The sequence below is a fragment of the Nocardioides albertanoniae genome, assembly GCF_006716315.1.
Classification (GTDB): Bacteria; Actinomycetota; Actinomycetes; order Propionibacteriales; family Nocardioidaceae; genus Nocardioides; species Nocardioides albertanoniae.
The window spans coordinates 4,917,611-4,934,079 of sequence record NZ_VFOV01000001.1 but is presented as its reverse complement, the minus strand read 5'-3'; the positions used below and the strand labels follow the sequence as shown (position 1 = coordinate 4,934,079).

14 protein-coding genes are annotated in these 16,469 nt (G+C 70.0%); 6 read left to right on the top strand and 8 right to left on the bottom strand.

Annotated features, from left to right (window positions below):
* Positions 1 to 121: 121 nt before the first annotated feature.
* Together FB381_RS23590 and FB381_RS23585 are read right to left on the bottom strand one after the other, a co-directional pair.
* Positions 122 to 916 carry a collagen-like triple helix repeat-containing protein gene (locus FB381_RS23590; RefSeq protein ID WP_141782496.1) on the bottom strand — a complete coding sequence of 265 codons (795 nt, stop codon included), beginning with the start codon at positions 914 to 916 and terminating at the stop codon, positions 122 to 124.
* Between the two features lie 159 nt (positions 917 to 1,075).
* Positions 1,076 to 1,693 carry a pirin family protein gene (locus tag FB381_RS23585; protein ID WP_170225289.1) on the bottom strand — a complete coding sequence of 206 codons (618 nt, stop codon included), beginning with the start codon at positions 1,691 to 1,693 and terminating at the stop codon, positions 1,076 to 1,078.
* Positions 1,694 to 1,777: 84 nt separating this feature from the next.
* Between FB381_RS23585 and FB381_RS23580 the strand changes: the two genes are divergently transcribed.
* Positions 1,778 to 3,028, top strand: coding sequence for a glycoside hydrolase family 1 protein (locus FB381_RS23580; RefSeq protein WP_246088285.1), 1,251 nt, complete (start codon positions 1,778 to 1,780; stop codon positions 3,026 to 3,028).
* A 22-nt stretch (positions 3,029 to 3,050) separates the two neighbouring features.
* Here FB381_RS23580 and FB381_RS23575 read toward each other — a convergent pair whose 3' ends face one another.
* Positions 3,051 to 3,479 carry an HIT family protein gene (locus tag FB381_RS23575; protein WP_141782493.1) on the bottom strand — a complete coding sequence of 143 codons (429 nt, stop codon included), beginning with the start codon at positions 3,477 to 3,479 and terminating at the stop codon, positions 3,051 to 3,053.
* A gap of 33 nt (positions 3,480 to 3,512) precedes the next feature.
* Positions 3,513 to 5,537 carry an NADPH-dependent 2,4-dienoyl-CoA reductase gene (locus FB381_RS23570; RefSeq protein WP_141782492.1) on the bottom strand — a complete coding sequence of 675 codons (2,025 nt, stop codon included), beginning with the start codon at positions 5,535 to 5,537 and terminating at the stop codon, positions 3,513 to 3,515.
* Positions 5,538 to 5,600: 63 nt separating this feature from the next.
* Between FB381_RS23570 and FB381_RS23565 the strand changes: the two genes are divergently transcribed.
* The 4 genes from FB381_RS23565 (at position 5,601) to FB381_RS23550 (ending at position 9,009) form a co-directional block, all read left to right on the top strand.
* Complete coding sequence (locus FB381_RS23565) at positions 5,601 to 6,470, top strand: ABC transporter substrate-binding protein (protein ID WP_246088284.1); 870 nt, start codon at positions 5,601 to 5,603, stop codon at positions 6,468 to 6,470.
* Complete coding sequence (locus FB381_RS23560; RefSeq protein ID WP_141782491.1) at positions 6,467 to 7,306, top strand: amino acid ABC transporter permease; 840 nt, start codon at positions 6,467 to 6,469, stop codon at positions 7,304 to 7,306. The genes FB381_RS23565 and FB381_RS23560 overlap by 4 nt, the downstream gene beginning before the upstream one ends.
* Positions 7,303 to 8,037: an amino acid ABC transporter ATP-binding protein gene (locus FB381_RS23555; RefSeq protein WP_141782490.1), complete on the top strand. Its 735-nt coding sequence runs from the start codon at positions 7,303 to 7,305 to the stop codon at positions 8,035 to 8,037. Before FB381_RS23560 ends, FB381_RS23555 begins: the two co-directional genes overlap by 4 nt.
* Before the next feature lie 195 nt (positions 8,038 to 8,232).
* Positions 8,233 to 9,009 carry a hypothetical protein gene (locus FB381_RS23550; RefSeq protein ID WP_141782489.1) on the top strand — a complete coding sequence of 259 codons (777 nt, stop codon included), beginning with the start codon at positions 8,233 to 8,235 and terminating at the stop codon, positions 9,007 to 9,009.
* A 7-nt stretch (positions 9,010 to 9,016) separates the two neighbouring features.
* On the opposite strand, the gene FB381_RS23545 is transcribed toward FB381_RS23550, so the two are convergent.
* The 3 genes from FB381_RS23545 to FB381_RS23535 all read right to left on the bottom strand — a co-directional run bounded on the left by FB381_RS23545 (position 9,017) and on the right by FB381_RS23535 (position 14,284).
* Positions 9,017 to 10,465 carry a glyceraldehyde-3-phosphate dehydrogenase gene (locus tag FB381_RS23545; protein WP_141782488.1) on the bottom strand — a complete coding sequence of 483 codons (1,449 nt, stop codon included), beginning with the start codon at positions 10,463 to 10,465 and terminating at the stop codon, positions 9,017 to 9,019.
* 166 nt (positions 10,466 to 10,631) lie between these two features.
* The gene (locus FB381_RS23540) at positions 10,632 to 12,254 is read right to left on the bottom strand and encodes a serine/threonine-protein kinase (protein WP_141782487.1); all 1,623 of its coding nucleotides are present in this window, start codon (positions 12,252 to 12,254) and stop codon (positions 10,632 to 10,634) included.
* Positions 12,255 to 12,463: 209 nt separating this feature from the next.
* Positions 12,464 to 14,284 (bottom strand): serine/threonine-protein kinase, encoded by a 1,821-nt coding sequence (locus FB381_RS23535; RefSeq protein ID WP_170225287.1) that lies wholly within the window; start codon positions 14,282 to 14,284, stop codon positions 12,464 to 12,466.
* A 79-nt stretch (positions 14,285 to 14,363) separates the two neighbouring features.
* Between FB381_RS23535 and FB381_RS23530 the strand changes: the two genes are divergently transcribed.
* Complete coding sequence (locus FB381_RS23530; RefSeq protein ID WP_246088283.1) at positions 14,364 to 15,542, top strand: CaiB/BaiF CoA transferase family protein; 1,179 nt, start codon at positions 14,364 to 14,366, stop codon at positions 15,540 to 15,542.
* An 82-nt stretch (positions 15,543 to 15,624) separates the two neighbouring features.
* Here FB381_RS23530 and FB381_RS23525 read toward each other — a convergent pair whose 3' ends face one another.
* Positions 15,625 to 16,437, bottom strand: coding sequence for a hypothetical protein (locus FB381_RS23525; RefSeq protein WP_141782484.1), 813 nt, complete (start codon positions 16,435 to 16,437; stop codon positions 15,625 to 15,627).
* Positions 16,438 to 16,469: the final 32 nt, after the last annotated feature.

Sequence of the window (16,469 nt, the reverse complement as noted above, 5' to 3'; positions counted from 1 at the left end):
TGGAAAACGGTCGGATGACCGCCACCCCCGCGGCGGTCACCTGACCTTCGTGCGTGCTGTTCAGTGCCTGCCCGGCTCACCCCCACATCCTGAGCCGGGCAGGAGACCTCGGCTGGTCAGATCACTGAACCGGGATGGCCGTCACGAAGGACTTGGCGTCGACCTTGCCGCTGTCGGCGCTGCCCTGGTCGTCGGCGTAGCCGAAGGCGTACACGTCGACCTTCTCGCCCTCCGCGATCTCGACCACGCGGGTGGAGGAGCAGTGGGACTCGCGGTTGGTCAGCGTGCTGATCGCGCCGGTGAAGCAGGTGCCGAGGTCCTTGCCCCAGTCGGTGCCGTCGTTCACGCGGACCGCGAGCTGCATCCGGGTCTTGCCGCTGGTGGTGTCGTTGTTGAGGAAGAAGCCCTCCGAGGAGAGGACGTACGTGCCGGGGGTGAGCTCGATCGTGTCGAGCAGGGTGGCGCGGACGGTTCCGGTGAACTTGCCGAACGAGCCGCCGACGTCCTTCACGGTCACGAGCTCGGTGTCCGAGTAGATCGGCGACACGACGCCGTCCTTGCCGGGTGCGCCCGGAGTGCCCGGCGCGCCCGGAGTGCCCGGCGCGCCGGTGTCGCCCCTCTGCCCCTTGAGGTACTTCTCGGTGGAGTCGTTGATGTCGGCGCTGGTGATGGATCCGTTGCGGATCTCGGACGCACCGACGCCGGCCTCGCCGATGTCGCCGGACTCGATGGTCTGGTTGCGAATCTCCGAGGTGCCGACGCCCTGGGCGGCGATGTCACGGGACTGGATGGTCTGGTCCTTGATCTGTGCCGACGTGATCTGGGCGGCGGCGTAGGCGCCACCGCCGCCGAAGATGGCCGCGGTGGTGGCGGCGATGACGACGGTCGGGACCTGTCCCATGAGCTTCTTGAACATGACTTCTCCTTTGAACCCACTGAGTGATGAGGAGCCAGGCGCCTCGAGACAGCCGGCCTGGGATCAAGGTGCGGTCAGGGTCAGAAGGATCAAGCGACAATCAAATTCTGATCACCCAAATCAGGTACGGAGCCGACCGCCGCAAGGTTCGGCTGCGAGCTACTCGAAGCACCACAGCAGCAGCTCGGTCGGCACCCCGGCGCTGATCGTGAACGGCGTTGACTCCGCGCCCTCGTCGGCGGTGATCTCGTAGGCGTCGCCGGCGGCGAGCGGCTCGGCCATGCCGCTGCGCAGCAGCGCGCCGGAGGCGACGTGGAGGTGCCGCAGGCGCGCGTCGGGGAGGGTGATCTCGGCCGGGCCGGAGGAGCCGACGTGGCCGATCCACAGCGTGCCCTGCTCCAGGCGCACCGCCTCGGTCCACTCGCCCTCACGCGCGGCGACGTCGCGGACGGCGTACGTCGGGTCGCCGGTGCTCCCGGAGATCCACGCCTGGATGAACCGGGTGCCGGCAGCCGACGCGACCTCGGAGTGGTCGACGCCGTCGCCGCTGGCGAAGACGCCGAGCTGTCCCGGCGCCACGGTCGCGGTGGTGCCTGTCGAGTCGGTGTGGGTCACCTCGCCCGACAGCGGCCAGGTCAGGATGGTGACTCCCGCATGGTGGTGCGTGTCGAAGCCCTCGCCGTTGCGCAGCAGGTGCTCGTCGTAGGTCACGATCGGCCCGAAGCCGATGCGGTCAGGGTCGTAGAAGGGGCCGAAGGAGTAGGTGTGCCAGGTCATTCTTCCTGGTCGGAGGCCAGGGGGACGTTCGGTGAATCGGGCGGTTCCTCGGCGGATCTGGGCAGTCACAGTCATGATTGTGCCGTGGCGTTTCCCAAGTTTCCGACAGGCTTCGTGTTCGGCACTGCAGACGTCACCCGGCCGGGGGGCGAGCAGGACGTTGACCTGCTCAAACGTCTCGGTGCACCCGGATACCGGTTCGCGGTCTCCTGGCGCGAGCTTCAGCCGGGTGGGCGCGGTGCCCTCGATGCGGCTGCCCGCGATCGCTACGACCGTCTCGTCGACGAGCTGCTCGAGGCCGACCTGCGCCCGTCGGCCACCCTCTACGCCGGCGAGCTGCCGGAGCCCCTGGCGGCCGACGGCGGCTGGCTCAACCGGGCCACCGTCGACGCGTTCGGCGACTACGCCGAGGCGGTCGCCGCGCTGATCGGCGACCGGGTGCCCGAGTGGGTGCCGGTGCAGGACCCCAACGTCGGCGCCTATCTCGGCTACGGCCTGGGCACGATCGCGCCCGGGCGTCGCGCCGGCTGGGGAGTCGTCGCGGCGATGCACCACCTGCTCCTGGCACATGGCCGGGGCGTGCAGGTGCTGCGTACGGCCGGAGCGACGACGGTCGGCTGCGCGACCCACCACGAGCCGATCTGGCCGCTCTCGGAGGATCCTGCCGACGTCGGCGCCGCCAAGCTGGTCGACCTCGCCTGGAACGGCGTGCCGCTGGAGGCGATGCTGATGGGCCGCTACCCGCGCGACATCGCCGGTCTCGCCGACGACGTCGTGATGCCCGGCGACATGGCGGTGATCCGCTCACCCCTCGACTTCTACGGCATCAACTACTTCGCGCCGCAACGTATCGGCGCCTCGGCCGAGGGCGACGACCTCCCGTTCCGGCTGGTGCCGCTCGTCGGCTACCCGGCCACCGACACCGGTTGGGGCGTCGTGCCGACCGCGCTCCGGGAGTGGCTGATCATCACCCGATCCCGCTATCGCGCCGCGATGCCGCCGATCGTGCTGACCGGGTGCGGCGCCGCCTACGACGCGCCGGTGGAGAACGGCGTGGTCGACGACCAGGCGCGCGTCGACTACCTCGAGGCCCATCTGGAGGCGATCTCGGCCGCGATCGAGCGCGGTGTCGACGTGCGCGGCTTCTACGCCTACACACTGCTCGACCGCGACGGCTGGGAGGCCCCGTTCACCGGCAAGGACTGGGAGGACGGCGTCGGCGGCAAGTACGGCCTGGTGCACGTCGACGACGCCGGGGTGCGTACGCCGAAGCGCTCCTTCGGGTGGTACGCCGACCTGGTCGCCGCCCACTCCGAAGGCGCCCCTACGGGCTGAACTGCCGGGTTGAGCCGACGGGCTAGAAGGCGAGCTTCTCGCCGACCGCCTTGATCGCGTCGAGGTCGCCCGGCTTCGGGATCCACGGCAGCGTGAGGGAGTCCTTGGACTTGTCGGTGTAGCGCGGGATCACGTGGAAGTGCAGGTGGAACACGGTCTGCCACGCGGTCGACCCGCAGTTGTTGAGCACGTTCACGCCGTCGGCGTTCAGCACCTCGACGGCCCGCTTCGCGACCGTCTGGGCGGCCTTCGCGGTCGCCGCATAGACCGCCGGGTCGGCCTCCAAGACATCCTTGGTGTGCGTCTTCGGCACCACCACGACGTGGCCCTCGGAGGCCGGCGCGATGTCCATGAAGGCGTACGTCTCGTCGTCCTCGTAGACCTTCGTCGAGGGGATGTTGCCCGCGACGATGTTGCAGAACAGGCAGTTTTCGTTGGCCGAGTCGCTCATGTGCCCGAGGTTATCGGGTCACCGCCCGGCGGGTCAGAGGCCGGCGGCGACCTCGGTGCCCTGCTTGATGGCGCGCTTGGCGTCGAGCTCGGCGGCGACGTCGGCGCCACCGATCAGGTGCCAGTTCTGGTAGGCGCCCTGCATGTCGGCGTCGGCCTCGGGCCACAGGGTGCGCACCGACTCCTGGCCCGCGCACATGACCACGTGGTCGACCTCGAGCGACCGGGGCTCGCCGTCGACGGCGTAGTGGAGGGTGAGCGCGTCGTCGCCGGCCTCGATCTTGTCGTACGTCGCGCCCCGGACCTGCTTGACGCCGTCCTGCTTCAGGTGGGCACGGTGGGCCCAGCCGGAGGTCTTGCCGAGGCCGATCCCGATCGGGGTGGTCTTGCGCTGCAACAGGGTGACCTGGCGGGCGGGCGCGTCGAGCACCGGGGTGGTGAGGCCGCCACGGGCGGTCGCGGGGTCGCCGACGCCCCAACGGGCCTTCCACTCGTCCATGGTCTCGGGCTGGTGGGTCAGCCAGGCCGACACGTCGACACCGATGCCACCGGCGCCGATCACCGCCACGCGGCGGCCCGGCACGACCCGGCCGGCCAGCACGTCGGCGTACGTCACGACCCGGTCGTCGTCGGAGCCGGCGATCTGCGGCACCCGAGGCGTCACACCGGTCGAGACGATGACGTGGTCGAAGCGCTCCAGGTCGGCCGTGGTGGCCTCGGTGCCGAGGCGCACCTCGACGCCGAGCACCTCCAGACGACGGGTGAAGTAGCGCAGCGTGTCCTTGAAGTCCTCCTTGCCGGGCACGGCCATCGCCAGGCGGAACTGGCCACCGAGCTCGGGGGACCTCTCGAAGAGGGTGACCTCGAAGCCGCGCTCGGCGGCGGAGGTGGCTGCGGCCAGACCGGCCGGCCCGGCACCGACGACGGCGACCTTCTGCTTCAGCTTGGTCGGCGCGAGCACCAGCGTCGTCTCGCGCGCGGCGCGCGGGTTGACCAGGCAGGAGGCGGCCTTGTTGGCGAAGACGTGATCGAGGCAGGCCTGGTTGCAGGCGATGCAGGTGTTGATCTCGTCGGTGCGGCCCTCGGCGGTCTTCTTGGCGAACTCGGGGTCGGCGAGCAGCGGCCGGGCCATCGAGACCAGGTCGGCCTTGCCCTCGGCGATCGCCGACTCGGCGAGCTCGGGGGTGTTGATCCGGTTGGAGGCACAGACCGGCACCGACACCTCGGCCTTGAGCCGCGCGGTCATGTCGAGCCAGGCGCCGCGGGGCACCTGGGTGATGATCGTGGGCACCCGGGCCTCGTGCCAGCCGATGCCGGTGTTGAGCACCGAGACGCCGGCGTCCTGGAGCGCGTAGGCGAGCTCGATCGTCTCCTCCCAGGTCTGGCCGTCCTCGACCAGGTCGAGGATCGAGAGCCGGAAGATGATCGGGAAGTCGTCGCCGACCAGCTCGCGGGCGCGGCGCACGATCTCCACCGGGAAGCGCATCCGGTTGGTCACCGAGCCGCCCCAGCGGTCTTCACGCTGGTTGGTGCGCTCGGTGAGGAACTGGTTGATCAGGTAGCCCTCCGAGCCCATGATCTCGACGGCGTCGTAGCCGGCCCGCTTGGCCAGCGCGACGCTCTTGGCGAAGTCGGTGACGGTCGAGTCGACGCCCTTGTCGGAGAGGGCCGAGGGCTTGAACGGGTTGATCGGCGCCTTCAGCGCGGAGGCGCTGACCGAGAACGGGGTGTAGGCGTAGCGGCCCGCGTGCAGCACCTGCATCGCGATCGCGCCGCCCTCCTCGTGCACCGCACCGGTGACCCGACGGTGCTGGGCGGCGTGCAGCCGCGAGCTCATCTCGCTGGCGAACGGCTTCAGCCAGCCGCGCTTGTTGGGTGCGTAGCCACCGGTGATGATCAGCCCGGTGCCTCCCCTGGCCCGTTCGGCGAAGTAGGCCGCCAGCTTCGGGATGTCCCACGCGTGGTCCTCGAGCCCGGTGTGCATCGACCCCATCACCACCCGGTTGCGCAGGGTGAGCGACCCGATCGTGAGTGGGGAGAGGAGGGATTCGTACGCCATGGACGTATGCTACTCATGAGTAATAAGAAGCGGCTAGTGCCCGGACCCCTTACGATTCCGATCATGCCGATTCCGCGCGTGCGCACTCGCCTCGCTGCCCTGCTCGTCGCTCCGCTGGCTCTCGCTGCCGGGCTCACCGCCTGCGGCAGCGAGGGTGAGACCAGCGCCGAAGGCGGCGCACCCGCCTCCTGTAAGGCGGCGGACCTGCCGCTGAAGCAGGACGGCAAGCTGACCATCGGCACCGACTCCCCGGCGTACGAGCCGTGGTTCTCCGACAACGACCCGAGCAACGGCAAGGGTTTCGAGTCGGCGGTCGCCTACGCCGTCGCCGAGCAGCTCGGGTTCGCGAAGGACGACGTCGTCTGGATCAAGCAGGCGTTCAACACCTCCTACACGCCGGGCGCGAAGAAGTTCGACTTCGACATCAACCAGATCTCGGTCACGCCCGAGCGGGAAGGCGTCGTCGACTTCTCGCAGGGCTACTACACCGCCTCGCAGGCGGTCGTGACCATGGAGAAGGATGCCGCCAAGGCCGCCTCGCTCGACGACCTGAAGGGCCTGAAGCTCGGCGCCCAGACCGCGACCACGTCGCTCACCGCGATCCGCGAGGACGTGAAGCCGAGCACCGACCCGATGGTCTTCGACACCAGCGACCAGGCCAAGCAGGCGCTGCTCAACGGACAGGTCGACGCGCTCGTCTTCGACCTGCCGACCGCGTTCTACATCACCGGTGCCGAGATCGAGGGCAGCACGATCACCGGGCAGTTCGAGAGCAGCGAGAAGCCTGAGGAGTTCGGGCTGCTGACCGAGAAGGACAGTGGCCTGGCGCCCTGCCTCGACGAGGCGCTGGCGGCACTCGACGACGATGGCACGCTCGCCGCGCTCGAGAAGGAGTGGCTCTCCGACGTCGTCTCCGTGCCGGTCTTGAAGTGAGCTGGTCGCCCAGCGAGCGGGAGCTCGAGAGGCAGGCCGTACGCCGCCGGCTGCGACTCCAGCAGATCGCCGTCGCGACCGTGGTGACCGTCGTGGTCGCGGTCGGGCTGGTGGTGCTCGTGCTCTCCTCGCCGGGGTGGGACCGGGTCCGCGACTACTTCCTGAGCTGGTCGCACGCACGGGACTCGTTCGCGGCGATCGCGGAGGGGTTCTGGATCAACATCCGGATCTTCCTGGTCGCCGAGCCGTGCGTGCTCGTGCTCGGCGCCGTCGTCGCCATCGCACGCCAGACGACCTCGCCGTGGCTGGCGCCGCTGCGGCTCCTGGCCACCGGCTACACCGATCTGTTCCGTGGCGTGCCGTCGATCCTGGTCGTGGTCATCTGCGGCATCGGCATCCCGGCGCTGGGGCTGGCCGGGGTGACCAGCTCGCTGTTCTGGTTGACGACGTTCGCCCTGGTGCTCTGCTACGGCGCCTACGTCGCCGAGGTCTTCCGCGCGGGCATCCTGGCCATCCACCCGACCCAGGTCGCCTCGGCCGAGGCACTCGCGCTCACCCGAGCCCAGACGATGCGCTTCGTGGTCCTTCCGCAGGCCGTACGCCGCGTCGTGCCGCCGCTGATGAACGACCTTGTCTCGCTGCAGAAGGACACCGCGCTGATCTCGGCTGTCGGTGTCTTCGAGGCGCTCCGGGCGGCCCAGGACTACCAGGGCTACAACTTCAACGGCACGCCGTTGCTGGTCGCCGCGGCGTACTTCCTCGTCGTCGCGGTGCCGCTCACCCGGCTCACCGACTGGCTGATGCGGCGACAGATCGAGAAGGAGCAAGGCCGATGACGGCGCTGCTGGAGGCCACCGGGCTGCGGAAGGCCTACCGCGGACGGGCTGTGCTCGACGACCTGGACCTGACCGTCGCCGAGCACGACGTGGTCTGTCTGATCGGCGCGTCCGGGTCGGGGAAGTCGACCCTGCTGCGCTGCCTCAACCTGCTCGAGACGATCGACGACGGCGTGATCACCTTCGACGGACGGGAGATCTCCGACCCGCTCGTCGACCCGCGCTCGGTGCGCCGTGAGATCGGGATGGTCTTCCAGGCCTACAACCTCTTCCCGCACCTGTCCGTGCTCGACAACTGCACGCTGGCGCAGGTGCGCGTGCACGGTGTCGGTGCAGGTGAGGCCACTGGTCGTGCCCGGGAGCTGCTGGCCCGGTTCGGCCTCGCCGACAAGGCCGACGCCCACCCCGACGCCCTCTCCGGCGGTCAGCAGCAGCGGGTCGCGCTGGTGCGGGCGATGTGCACGCGGCCGCGCCTGCTGCTCTTGGACGAGATCACCGCGGCCCTCGATCCCGAGCTCGTCGGCGATGTGCTGGAGATCGTCCGGGCCGAGGCTGCTGCCGGCACCACGCTGGTCCTCGCCACCCACGAGATGTCCTTCGCCCGGGAGGTGGCCACCAAGGTCTGCTTCCTCGACGGTGGCCGCGTGCTCGAGCAGGGTCCGCCGGAGCAGCTGTTCGGTGACCCCGTCGAGGAGCGCACCCGCGCCTTCCTGGCTCGCGTCCGATCCTGAGCGCCGGCGGGGAGCCTGATATCCGGCTTTTACTAGACGATGACACCTTGTGAATCGTTCACAAGGTGTCATCGTCTAGTAAAAGGAGCGAGTCCGCCTTGTGAGGCATGGCCATCGGCGAACTATCCACAGGGTTTTCCACAGGCTCTTGAATTCGTGTTGGCCGATGCGGCCTCCGTGCCTAGCGTCCCTGCCATGGGGGCAACCACACGGGTGACGACGCGCGAGGCGATACGTCGGATCTGCGAGCTGCACATGATCGGGAAGGTCGAGGCGAACCGGGTCTTGACCGCCGGCCTCGCCGGTCCGGGACAGAGAGCGGGCAGAGCGATCGCCTATGACGAGCGCAGGCTGGCCGAGCTGCTGGCCCGGCCGCGCTGCACGGATCAGACGCTGGATGCGGTCCGCCCGGTCATCGTCAGGCTCGGGCGCGATCGCAGGTTCGATCTCTCGCAGACCTGGGAGGAACAGGCCGAGGTGGTGCGAAGGAATTGGTATGTGCCGTTCCTCCTCGGCATGTTCCTCGACCGCTGGGGCTGCCTGGGCGGCCGCCGGTTTCCGCTGGTCGCGACGGTCGCCAGCTGGGTGGTGTTCGGCGCGGAGGTGACCGGCCACACCTACGACGAAGGCACCCCGCCGGCGGCGAACCGGAGCACGCCGCCTCGTACCTTCGAGGTCGAACCGCCGGGCGCCTGGTTCGAGCAGATCGAGGAGACCTGGCTGCCGCTCGAGCACGGGCCGACGGTGACCGTCTGGGGCGCACCGACCAACGGTCCGCTGCGCGAGGTCGATTGGCTCAGAGGCGATGCCGAGAAGCAGAAGGAGCGGATCGAGTACGAGAAGTGGCTGCGGTCGACGCCGGTCCTCCGCGATGTCGCTCAGGTCGGCCTGACCAGCGTCGATGCCATCCTCCGGGCCTGGAATGCCGCTGCCCCGTGCCGTCCGGAGAGCGGACGAGACGGGGCAGCGTAGGGTCGAGTCAGACCGCGGCCGGGGCCGGGAACGTCGGGTACTCGACGCCGGAGATCGACTGCACGGTGCGCACGACCTGGCAGGAGTAGCCGAACTCGTTGTCGTACCAGACGTAGAGGATCGCGGAGTCGCCGTCGACGATGGTCGCGTTGCCGTCGATGATCGAGGCGGCCCGGGAGCCGATGAAGTCGGAGGAGACCGCGTCACGGGCGGTGGTGAAGTCGACCTGGCGGCGCAGCTCGCCGGTGAGCGAGGCCTCGCGGAGGTATTCGACGACCTCGTCCTTCGTCGTCTCGTTCTTGAGCGAGAGCGACAGGATCGCGATCGATACGTCCGGGGTGGGGACGCGGATCGAGTTGCCGGTGATCTTCGCCTTCAGGTCGGGGAGCGCCTTGGAGACGGCGGAGGCCGCACCGGTCTCGGTGAGCACTAGGTTGAGCGGTGCGGAGCGGCCGCGGCGGTCGGCCTTGTGGTAGTTGTCCAGCAGGTTCTGGTCGTTGGTGAACGAGTGCACCGTCTCGACGTGACCGCGGACGAGGCCGAAACGGTCCTCCATGAGCTTCAGCGGCGGCACGATCGCGTTGGTGGTGCAGGAGGCGCAGGAGATGATCTTCTCCTCGCCGGTCAGCGTCTGGTGGTTGACCCCGTGCACGATGTTGGGCACGTCGCCCTTGCCCGGCGCGGTCAGCAGCACCTTCTTGATGCCCGGACGCAGGTGGTTGGAGAGGCCCTCGCGGTCGCGCCACTTGCCGGTGTTGTCGATCAGGATGGCGTCGTTGATGCCGTACGCCGTGTAGTCGACCGTCGTCGGGTCGTTGGAGTAGATGAACTGGATCGGGTTGCCGTTGGCGATGATCACGCCGTTCTTCTCGTCGACCGTGATCGTGCCGGCGAACTGGCCGTGGATCGAGTCGCGGCGCAGCAGCGAGGCGCGCTTCACGAGGTCGTCCTCGCCGCCCTTGCGGACCACGACGGCCTTGAGGCGGAGGCCGTGGCGCGAGCCGGCCTTCTCGACGAGGAGCCGGGCGACGAGCCGGCCGATGCGGCCGAAGCCGTAGAGCACGACGTCCTGGCCGCCGTTGCGCTCGATCTTGTTCTCACCGGTGGCGCCGGCGAGCTTCTCGGCGACGAAGTCGTCGACGGAGAGGCCGCGGTCGTCGGCGGCGTACTGGATCGCGAGCTGGCCGAGGTCGATCTTCGAGGGGCCCAGGTCGAGCTTGGCGACAGCCTGGAGGAGGGGGAACGTGTCGGTGACCGACAGCTCCTCACCCTCGATCTGGCGGGCGAAGCGGTGAGCCTTGAGGATCGAGATGTCGGACTTGCTCACCAGCGAGCGGCTGTGAACCAGGATGGTGACATCCTTCTCGCGGTAGAGCTTGCCGATGATCGGGATCATCGTCTCCGCGAGCTCCTCGCGGTGCTGCCAGTCGTTGAAGGTCTCGTCGGTGTTGCTCACAGCTCAACTTTCGGTTGCTCGGGAAGAAGGGACGGCACACCCCGCCAGGCTCGATTATCGGCATCCCGGGAGCCCGGGCCACCTTGATCGATCCAACCTCTGCAACCGTGTGATCTGGCTCTCGCAGCGGGCTCGATCCGAGGGCCTCGACCCCCGGGAACGGCGCCTACTCCGACGCCGAGGGTGTCTCGGTCGGCTCCGTCGGCTCCGTCGGGGTCTCGGTCGGCTCGGGCGTCTCGGACTCCGTCGGCTCGGCGGTCGGCGTCTCGTCGGAGGGCTCCTCGACGGGCTCGCTGACCATGGCGGAGGAGCCGGACGCGCTCGCCTTGGCGAACCCGTCGGCGGAGCCCGTCATGGTGACCGTGATCGAGGAGCCGGCGTCGGAGTCGCGGACCTTGTAGCCGCAGGGTCCGTCGAGGATCTCGGTGCCGCCGCTGGACCAGACGCAGTAGCTGTCGGTCGGCATCGGGTCCCAGCCGACCGCGCTGGCGACCAGCGACCCGCCGGGCACCGCCTCGCCGCTGACCTCGACGCTGCCGGGCACGATCTCCTCGACGGTCTCGGCGCCGTCGTCGGGTGCACCGGTCACGCCGGGATCCGGCACGGTGGTCGAGGCGGCGTCCGCCGAGGAGGCCGGTGCGTCGCTGTCGCCGCCGGCGGTCGGCTTCGCGGAGGGAGACGTGTCGACGGTGGCCGAGGTGTTGCCGAGACCGGGCACGAGCCCCTGGTTGGAGGCGACGGCGACGCCCGCCGAGAGCAGCACCACCGCTGCGGCGACCAGCGACGCCATCTTCAGGCGGCGTCCGCGCTGTGCGGACGCAGGGCTCTTGCCGGAGGAGGCCGCGGCGTCGGCCCCCGGCGTCGCAACCGGCATCGTCGCGGGCGTCACCGGCGCGATCAGGTCGGCCGTATCGGTCGGTGCCGCCGGCTCGGGCGGCTCGGCAGCAGCGGGCGCGACCGCAGGGATCCCCGACAGCGTACGGATGGTGGTCTCCTCCTCGGAGGTGACCGGAGCGGGCAGGAGCGACCAGTCGCCGTTGGTGGCGAGGATGTCGGCGGCCGATGGGCGTGCGGTCGGCTCCTCGGCCAGGCAGGCGGCGACCAGCGGACGCAGGTAGTCGGGGCAGAAGCTCAGGTTGGCCGACTCGCCCTTGAGGAGATGACCCATCGAGCCGATCTCGCCGCTGAACGGCCAGCGGCCGGTGGCGGCGACGAAGGCGACCAGACCCAGCGCCCAGATGTCGACGGCGGCGGAGAAGGTGCCGGTCTGCACCTGCTCAGGTGCCTGGTAGCCGTAGGTGCCGACGGCCTTGCCGGCCTGGGTCAGCGCGGTCCCGTCGACGGCACGGGCGATGCCGAGGTCGATCAGGCACGGGTCGGTGGTGCCGTAGAGGATGTTGCCCGGCTTGATGTCACGGTGCACGAGGCCGGTGCCGTGCACCGCGGCGAGTGCCTCGGCGACCCCGGCGACCAGCTGGCGTACGTCGATCTCGGAGAGCCGTTCGCCGGATGCGACCAGCTGGCTGAGCGGCGGATCGGCGATGTATTCGCTCGCCATCCACGGGTGCTCCGCGGCGGGGTCGGCGGCGAGGACGTCCGCGGTGAACCGGCTCCGGACCTTCTTGGCCGCCTCGATCTCCCGCTCGAAGCGGGCACGGAACCCGGGGTCGGAGGTGAGCTCGGGGAGGATCGCCTTCACCGCGGCTCTGGTGCCGTGCTCGTCCTCACCCAGATAGACGACGCCCATGCCGCCGTGCCCGAGGCGGCCGGTCAGGGAGTACGGCCCCATCTCGCGAGGATCGTTCGCGGTCAGCGGACTGGGCGGGATCGGGCCGGGTTGGGTCGATCCGGTCGGGGTCGGGCCGATCGGGGTCGATCCGGTCTGGGTCGGGCCCGACGGGACCGGGGGCTGGGGGGATGCGGGGGTGTCCCGAGACAACGTTTCTCTCCTGTGCAGGTGTGCGTCGGAGCGTATCGGACCAGCGGGCAAGGTGGCAGTTACGCCGCTCTGACGGGCCCGCGTGTGTCGCTCTCACGCGCTTGACTCTTGTATCCGGTCTTGATGCCGTGGATCGTGCAGTAGATCTCGCGACCCTGTGCCTTCTTCGGGACCGTCGCGGAGGATCTGGGCGTGGCCTTCTCGCGGGTGCCGCCGAACTGCACCGGGCCGCTGTCGGTGCGGCGGTAGAACTTGATCCGGTACGTCACCCCCGACTGCTCCGTCGTGGAGCAGGTCACCGACCGGCCCACCCGCGCGGTGCCGGACAGCGTCGGAACGGGCACGTCGAGCCAGGGTTTCGTCACGGTCGAGGTGTACGCCGAGGAGCGGTCCGCCGCCCGGTAGCCACTCGCGCGACCGGTGAGCACCGCCTTGATCCGGTGGTCGATGTCGCCGGTCTGGACCGTGTACGCGCAGGACCCGTCCGTGCTGAGCCGACTGTTGTCGCGATACCAGACGCAGGTCGCGCTCGTCGGTGCCGGAGCCCAGCCGGAGGCGGCGGCCGTCAACCGGGTGCCGTACTTCGCCCTGCCCGAGATCGTCACCGTGCCGACGTCGAAGGTCTTCGCTCCGGAGGACGCCTCGTCGGCCGAGGAGGGGGCGGACGGCCGGCCGGACGCCGACTCTCCGCCGAGCGAGATCGCGCCGTCAGGGACGTTCCGTCCGTTGCCCGAAGCGCTCGACCCGGCAGATGCACCTGCCGACGAGCTCGAGCCCGACCGTGCCGGGTCCACCGCGACGGTGTCGGGCGTCGAGCCGCGGGTGACGGCGAAGACGACGACGGCCGTGGCCAGGACCGCGATCGCCGCGACGACGGCGGCGATGACCCGGTAACGGCGAGCGCCCGTCGGAGCCTCCGTCTCGGGGTGGGTCTGTGCCTGATGAGGTGCGGGGGTGTCGCCCGCGACGTCCGCGGCGCCGGTGCTCGACGACGTCGGACGTACCTCGGTGTCGGCCTCCAGGGAGACGCGGGGGCCCAGACGGGTCCAGTCGCCGTTGGCAGCCACGATGTCTTCGGCGGTCGGGCGGGCCGTGGGGTCGGACGCCAGGCAGGCCTGGACGAGCGGGCGGAGATAGTCGGGGCAGTGGCCGAGGTCGGGTTGCTCGTCGCTGAGCAGGTGGCCCATCGAACCGATCTCGCCGGCGTAGGGCCACTCGCCGGTGGCACACACGAACGCCACCAGCCCGAGGCCCCAGATGTCGACCGCGCTGGAGAACGTGCCGGTGCGGAGCTGCTCGGGAGCCTGGTAGCCCACGGTGCCGACGTTGCGCCCGGTCTGGGTCAGCGCGGTGTCGTCGACCGACCTCGCGATGCCCATGTCGATCACGCACGGGTCGCCGGTGCCGTACAGGATGTTGCCGGGCTTGATGTCTCGATGCACGAGCCCGACGGCATGGATCGCTCGCAGCGCCTGTGCGGTGCCGTCCACCACCGTGCGTACGTCGGCCTCCGGCAGCGCCGCGTGCGGACCGACCCGTCGGTTGAGCGGTGGGTCGGGGACGAACTCGGTCGCCAGCCAGGGCTGCTCGGCCTCCGCGTCGGCGGCCAGCACGCGGGCGGTGAACCGGCTGCGGACGCGCATCGCAGATTCGATCTCCCGCCCGAACCGTCGCCGGAACGACTGGTCAGCGGCCAGCTCGGGAAGGATGATCTTGACCGCGGCCAGCGCGCCGTCGGCGGACCTGCCCAGGTAGACGACGCCCATCCCGCCCCGGCCGAGACGCCCGAGGAGCACGTACGGCCCCACCTCGCGCGGGTCGTCGGAGGTGAGGGGCTGGGACGAGTTCGGAGGAGGGGGCGGGCTGGTGTCGCGGGACAACGGTTCGCCTTCCTGGACCGGTCCGGTCCGTGCACTGCAAGACTGACGTACGGTAACCGACTCTGCGAAGATCGCTCGCATGACTGAGTCGATGGAGAAATCCACAGTGACGTTGGGCCAGGGCACGGGTCCCCTCCGCGGGGTCAAGGTCGTCGAGCTGGCCGGGATCGGGCCGGGGCCGCACGCGTGCACGCTCTTGGCCGACATGGGCGCGGACGTGATCCGGGTCGACCGCCCGGGCGGAAATGTGCTCGGCGGTGGCTCCGGAGATCTGCTGACCCGCGGCCGTCCGAGCATCGCGCTGGACCTCAAGAACCCTGACGCCGTCGAGACCGTCCTGCAGCTGGTGGAGAGTGCGGATGTGCTCATCGAGGGGCTGCGTCCGGGCGTCACCGACCGCCTCGGGCTGGGCCCCGACACCTGCCTGGAGCGCAACCCGCGCCTCGTCTACGGCCGGATGACCGGCTGGGGCCAGGACGGCCCGCTGGCCCAGTCGGCCGGCCACGACCTCACCTACATCGCCACCACCGGCGTGCTCAACGGGCTCGGTCAGGACCGCGCCCGACCGCACTTCCCGCTCAACCTGCTCGGTGACTTCGGTGGTGGGTCCACCTATCTGGTGATGGGCATCCTCGCGGCGCTCGTCGAGGCCAAGACCACCGGCGAGGGCCAGGTCGTCGACGCGGCGATCGTGGACGGCACCGCCCACCTCGCCACGATGATCTCCGGCATGCTCGCCTCCGGCGCCTGGCACGAGCAGCGGCAGAGCAACCTGCTCGACGGCGCGATGCCGTTCTACGCGCTCTACGACACCGCCGACGGCCGCCAGGTCGCGGTCGGTGCGCTCGAGGGCAAGTTCTTCGCCGAGATGGTCACCCGGCTCGGGCTCGACGGCGTCTGCCCGGGGCAGTACGAGATGGAGCGCTACGACGAGATGCGCGACCTCTTCGCCAAGACCTTCGCGAGCAAGACGATGGCCGAGTGGGCCGAGCTCTTCGAGGGCACCGACGCCTGCGTCGCCCCCGTGCTCACCCCGTCCGAGGCCGCCGAGCACCCCCACCTGCAGGCCCGCCAGACGTACGTCACCCACCACGGTGTCACCCAGCCCGCTCCCGCTCCGCGGTTCAGCCGCACGGCCTCCACCTTGGGTGCGGCGCCGTCGGCCAGCGCCGGTCAGCACACCCGCGACGCGCTCGCCGCCTGGGGCGTCGCCGACGTCGACGCACTCATCGAGAAGGGCGCCGCGGTGCAGGACTGAGGACCAACACAGCTGCGAACGAGAAACGGCGCGGCGTACGACCCGAAGGTCGTACGCCGCGCCGTTCTCTCAGCGGGTGAGCTCAGTCGTTGCGGACCAGAGCGGCAGCGCGGCGACGCAGGACCACGACGAGCGCGGTGCCGGCGGCGGCAGCGCCGGCGAGCATGGCCAGCAGCGGCCACATCGCGGGCACGGGCGAGTCGTTCTCGCCGGCGAGACCGGCGTCGATGTTGGTCGGCACCGCGGAGTCGTCCTCGGCGACCGGAGCAGCGGAGGAGGTCTCCTCGGCGGGCTCGTCGGCGACCGGGGTGGCCTCGGTCGGGGTCTCAGACGGCTCCTCGGACGGCTCCTCGGCGGGCGTCGACTCGGACGGGGTCGGCGTGGGCTCCTCGGTGGGCTCCTCGGTCTCGCAGTTCTGGAACCAGAGGACCTTCGACTTCGTCTCGTTGCCCTTGCTGTGCGGCGTCTCGACGGTGACCTTCACGTGGAAACCCTGCTTGGGGTGGGCGAGGCCGGTGGAGGAGAGCGTGTAGGTCTGGCGGGCGTCGAGGTCGTTGCCGGCGCCGGACGCGGCGTCCTCGCCGACGTAGACCTCGGACGGGCCGTCGACGGTGAGCTCGCCGGTCAGGGTCGGGGCGTGCAGCTCGAAGTTGATCTTCGAGATGACGTCCTGGCCCTCGTCGAAGCCGTACCACTCGACATCGAGCTGGCAGCCGACGTGGGGCTCGTTGTCAGGGATGTCGTCGATGTTGCCGTGCTTGATGATCTTGACGGTGCCGTTGTTGCCCTTCGGGTCACCGTGACCGTGATCGCCGGTGGCGAACGCCGGAGCCGTCGCGAGGCCGGCCAGGGCGATGCCGGCGACAACCGCGCCGGCGCGAACGAAACTGAACACTCGAAAACCTTTCGAAGACCATGGATCGCACC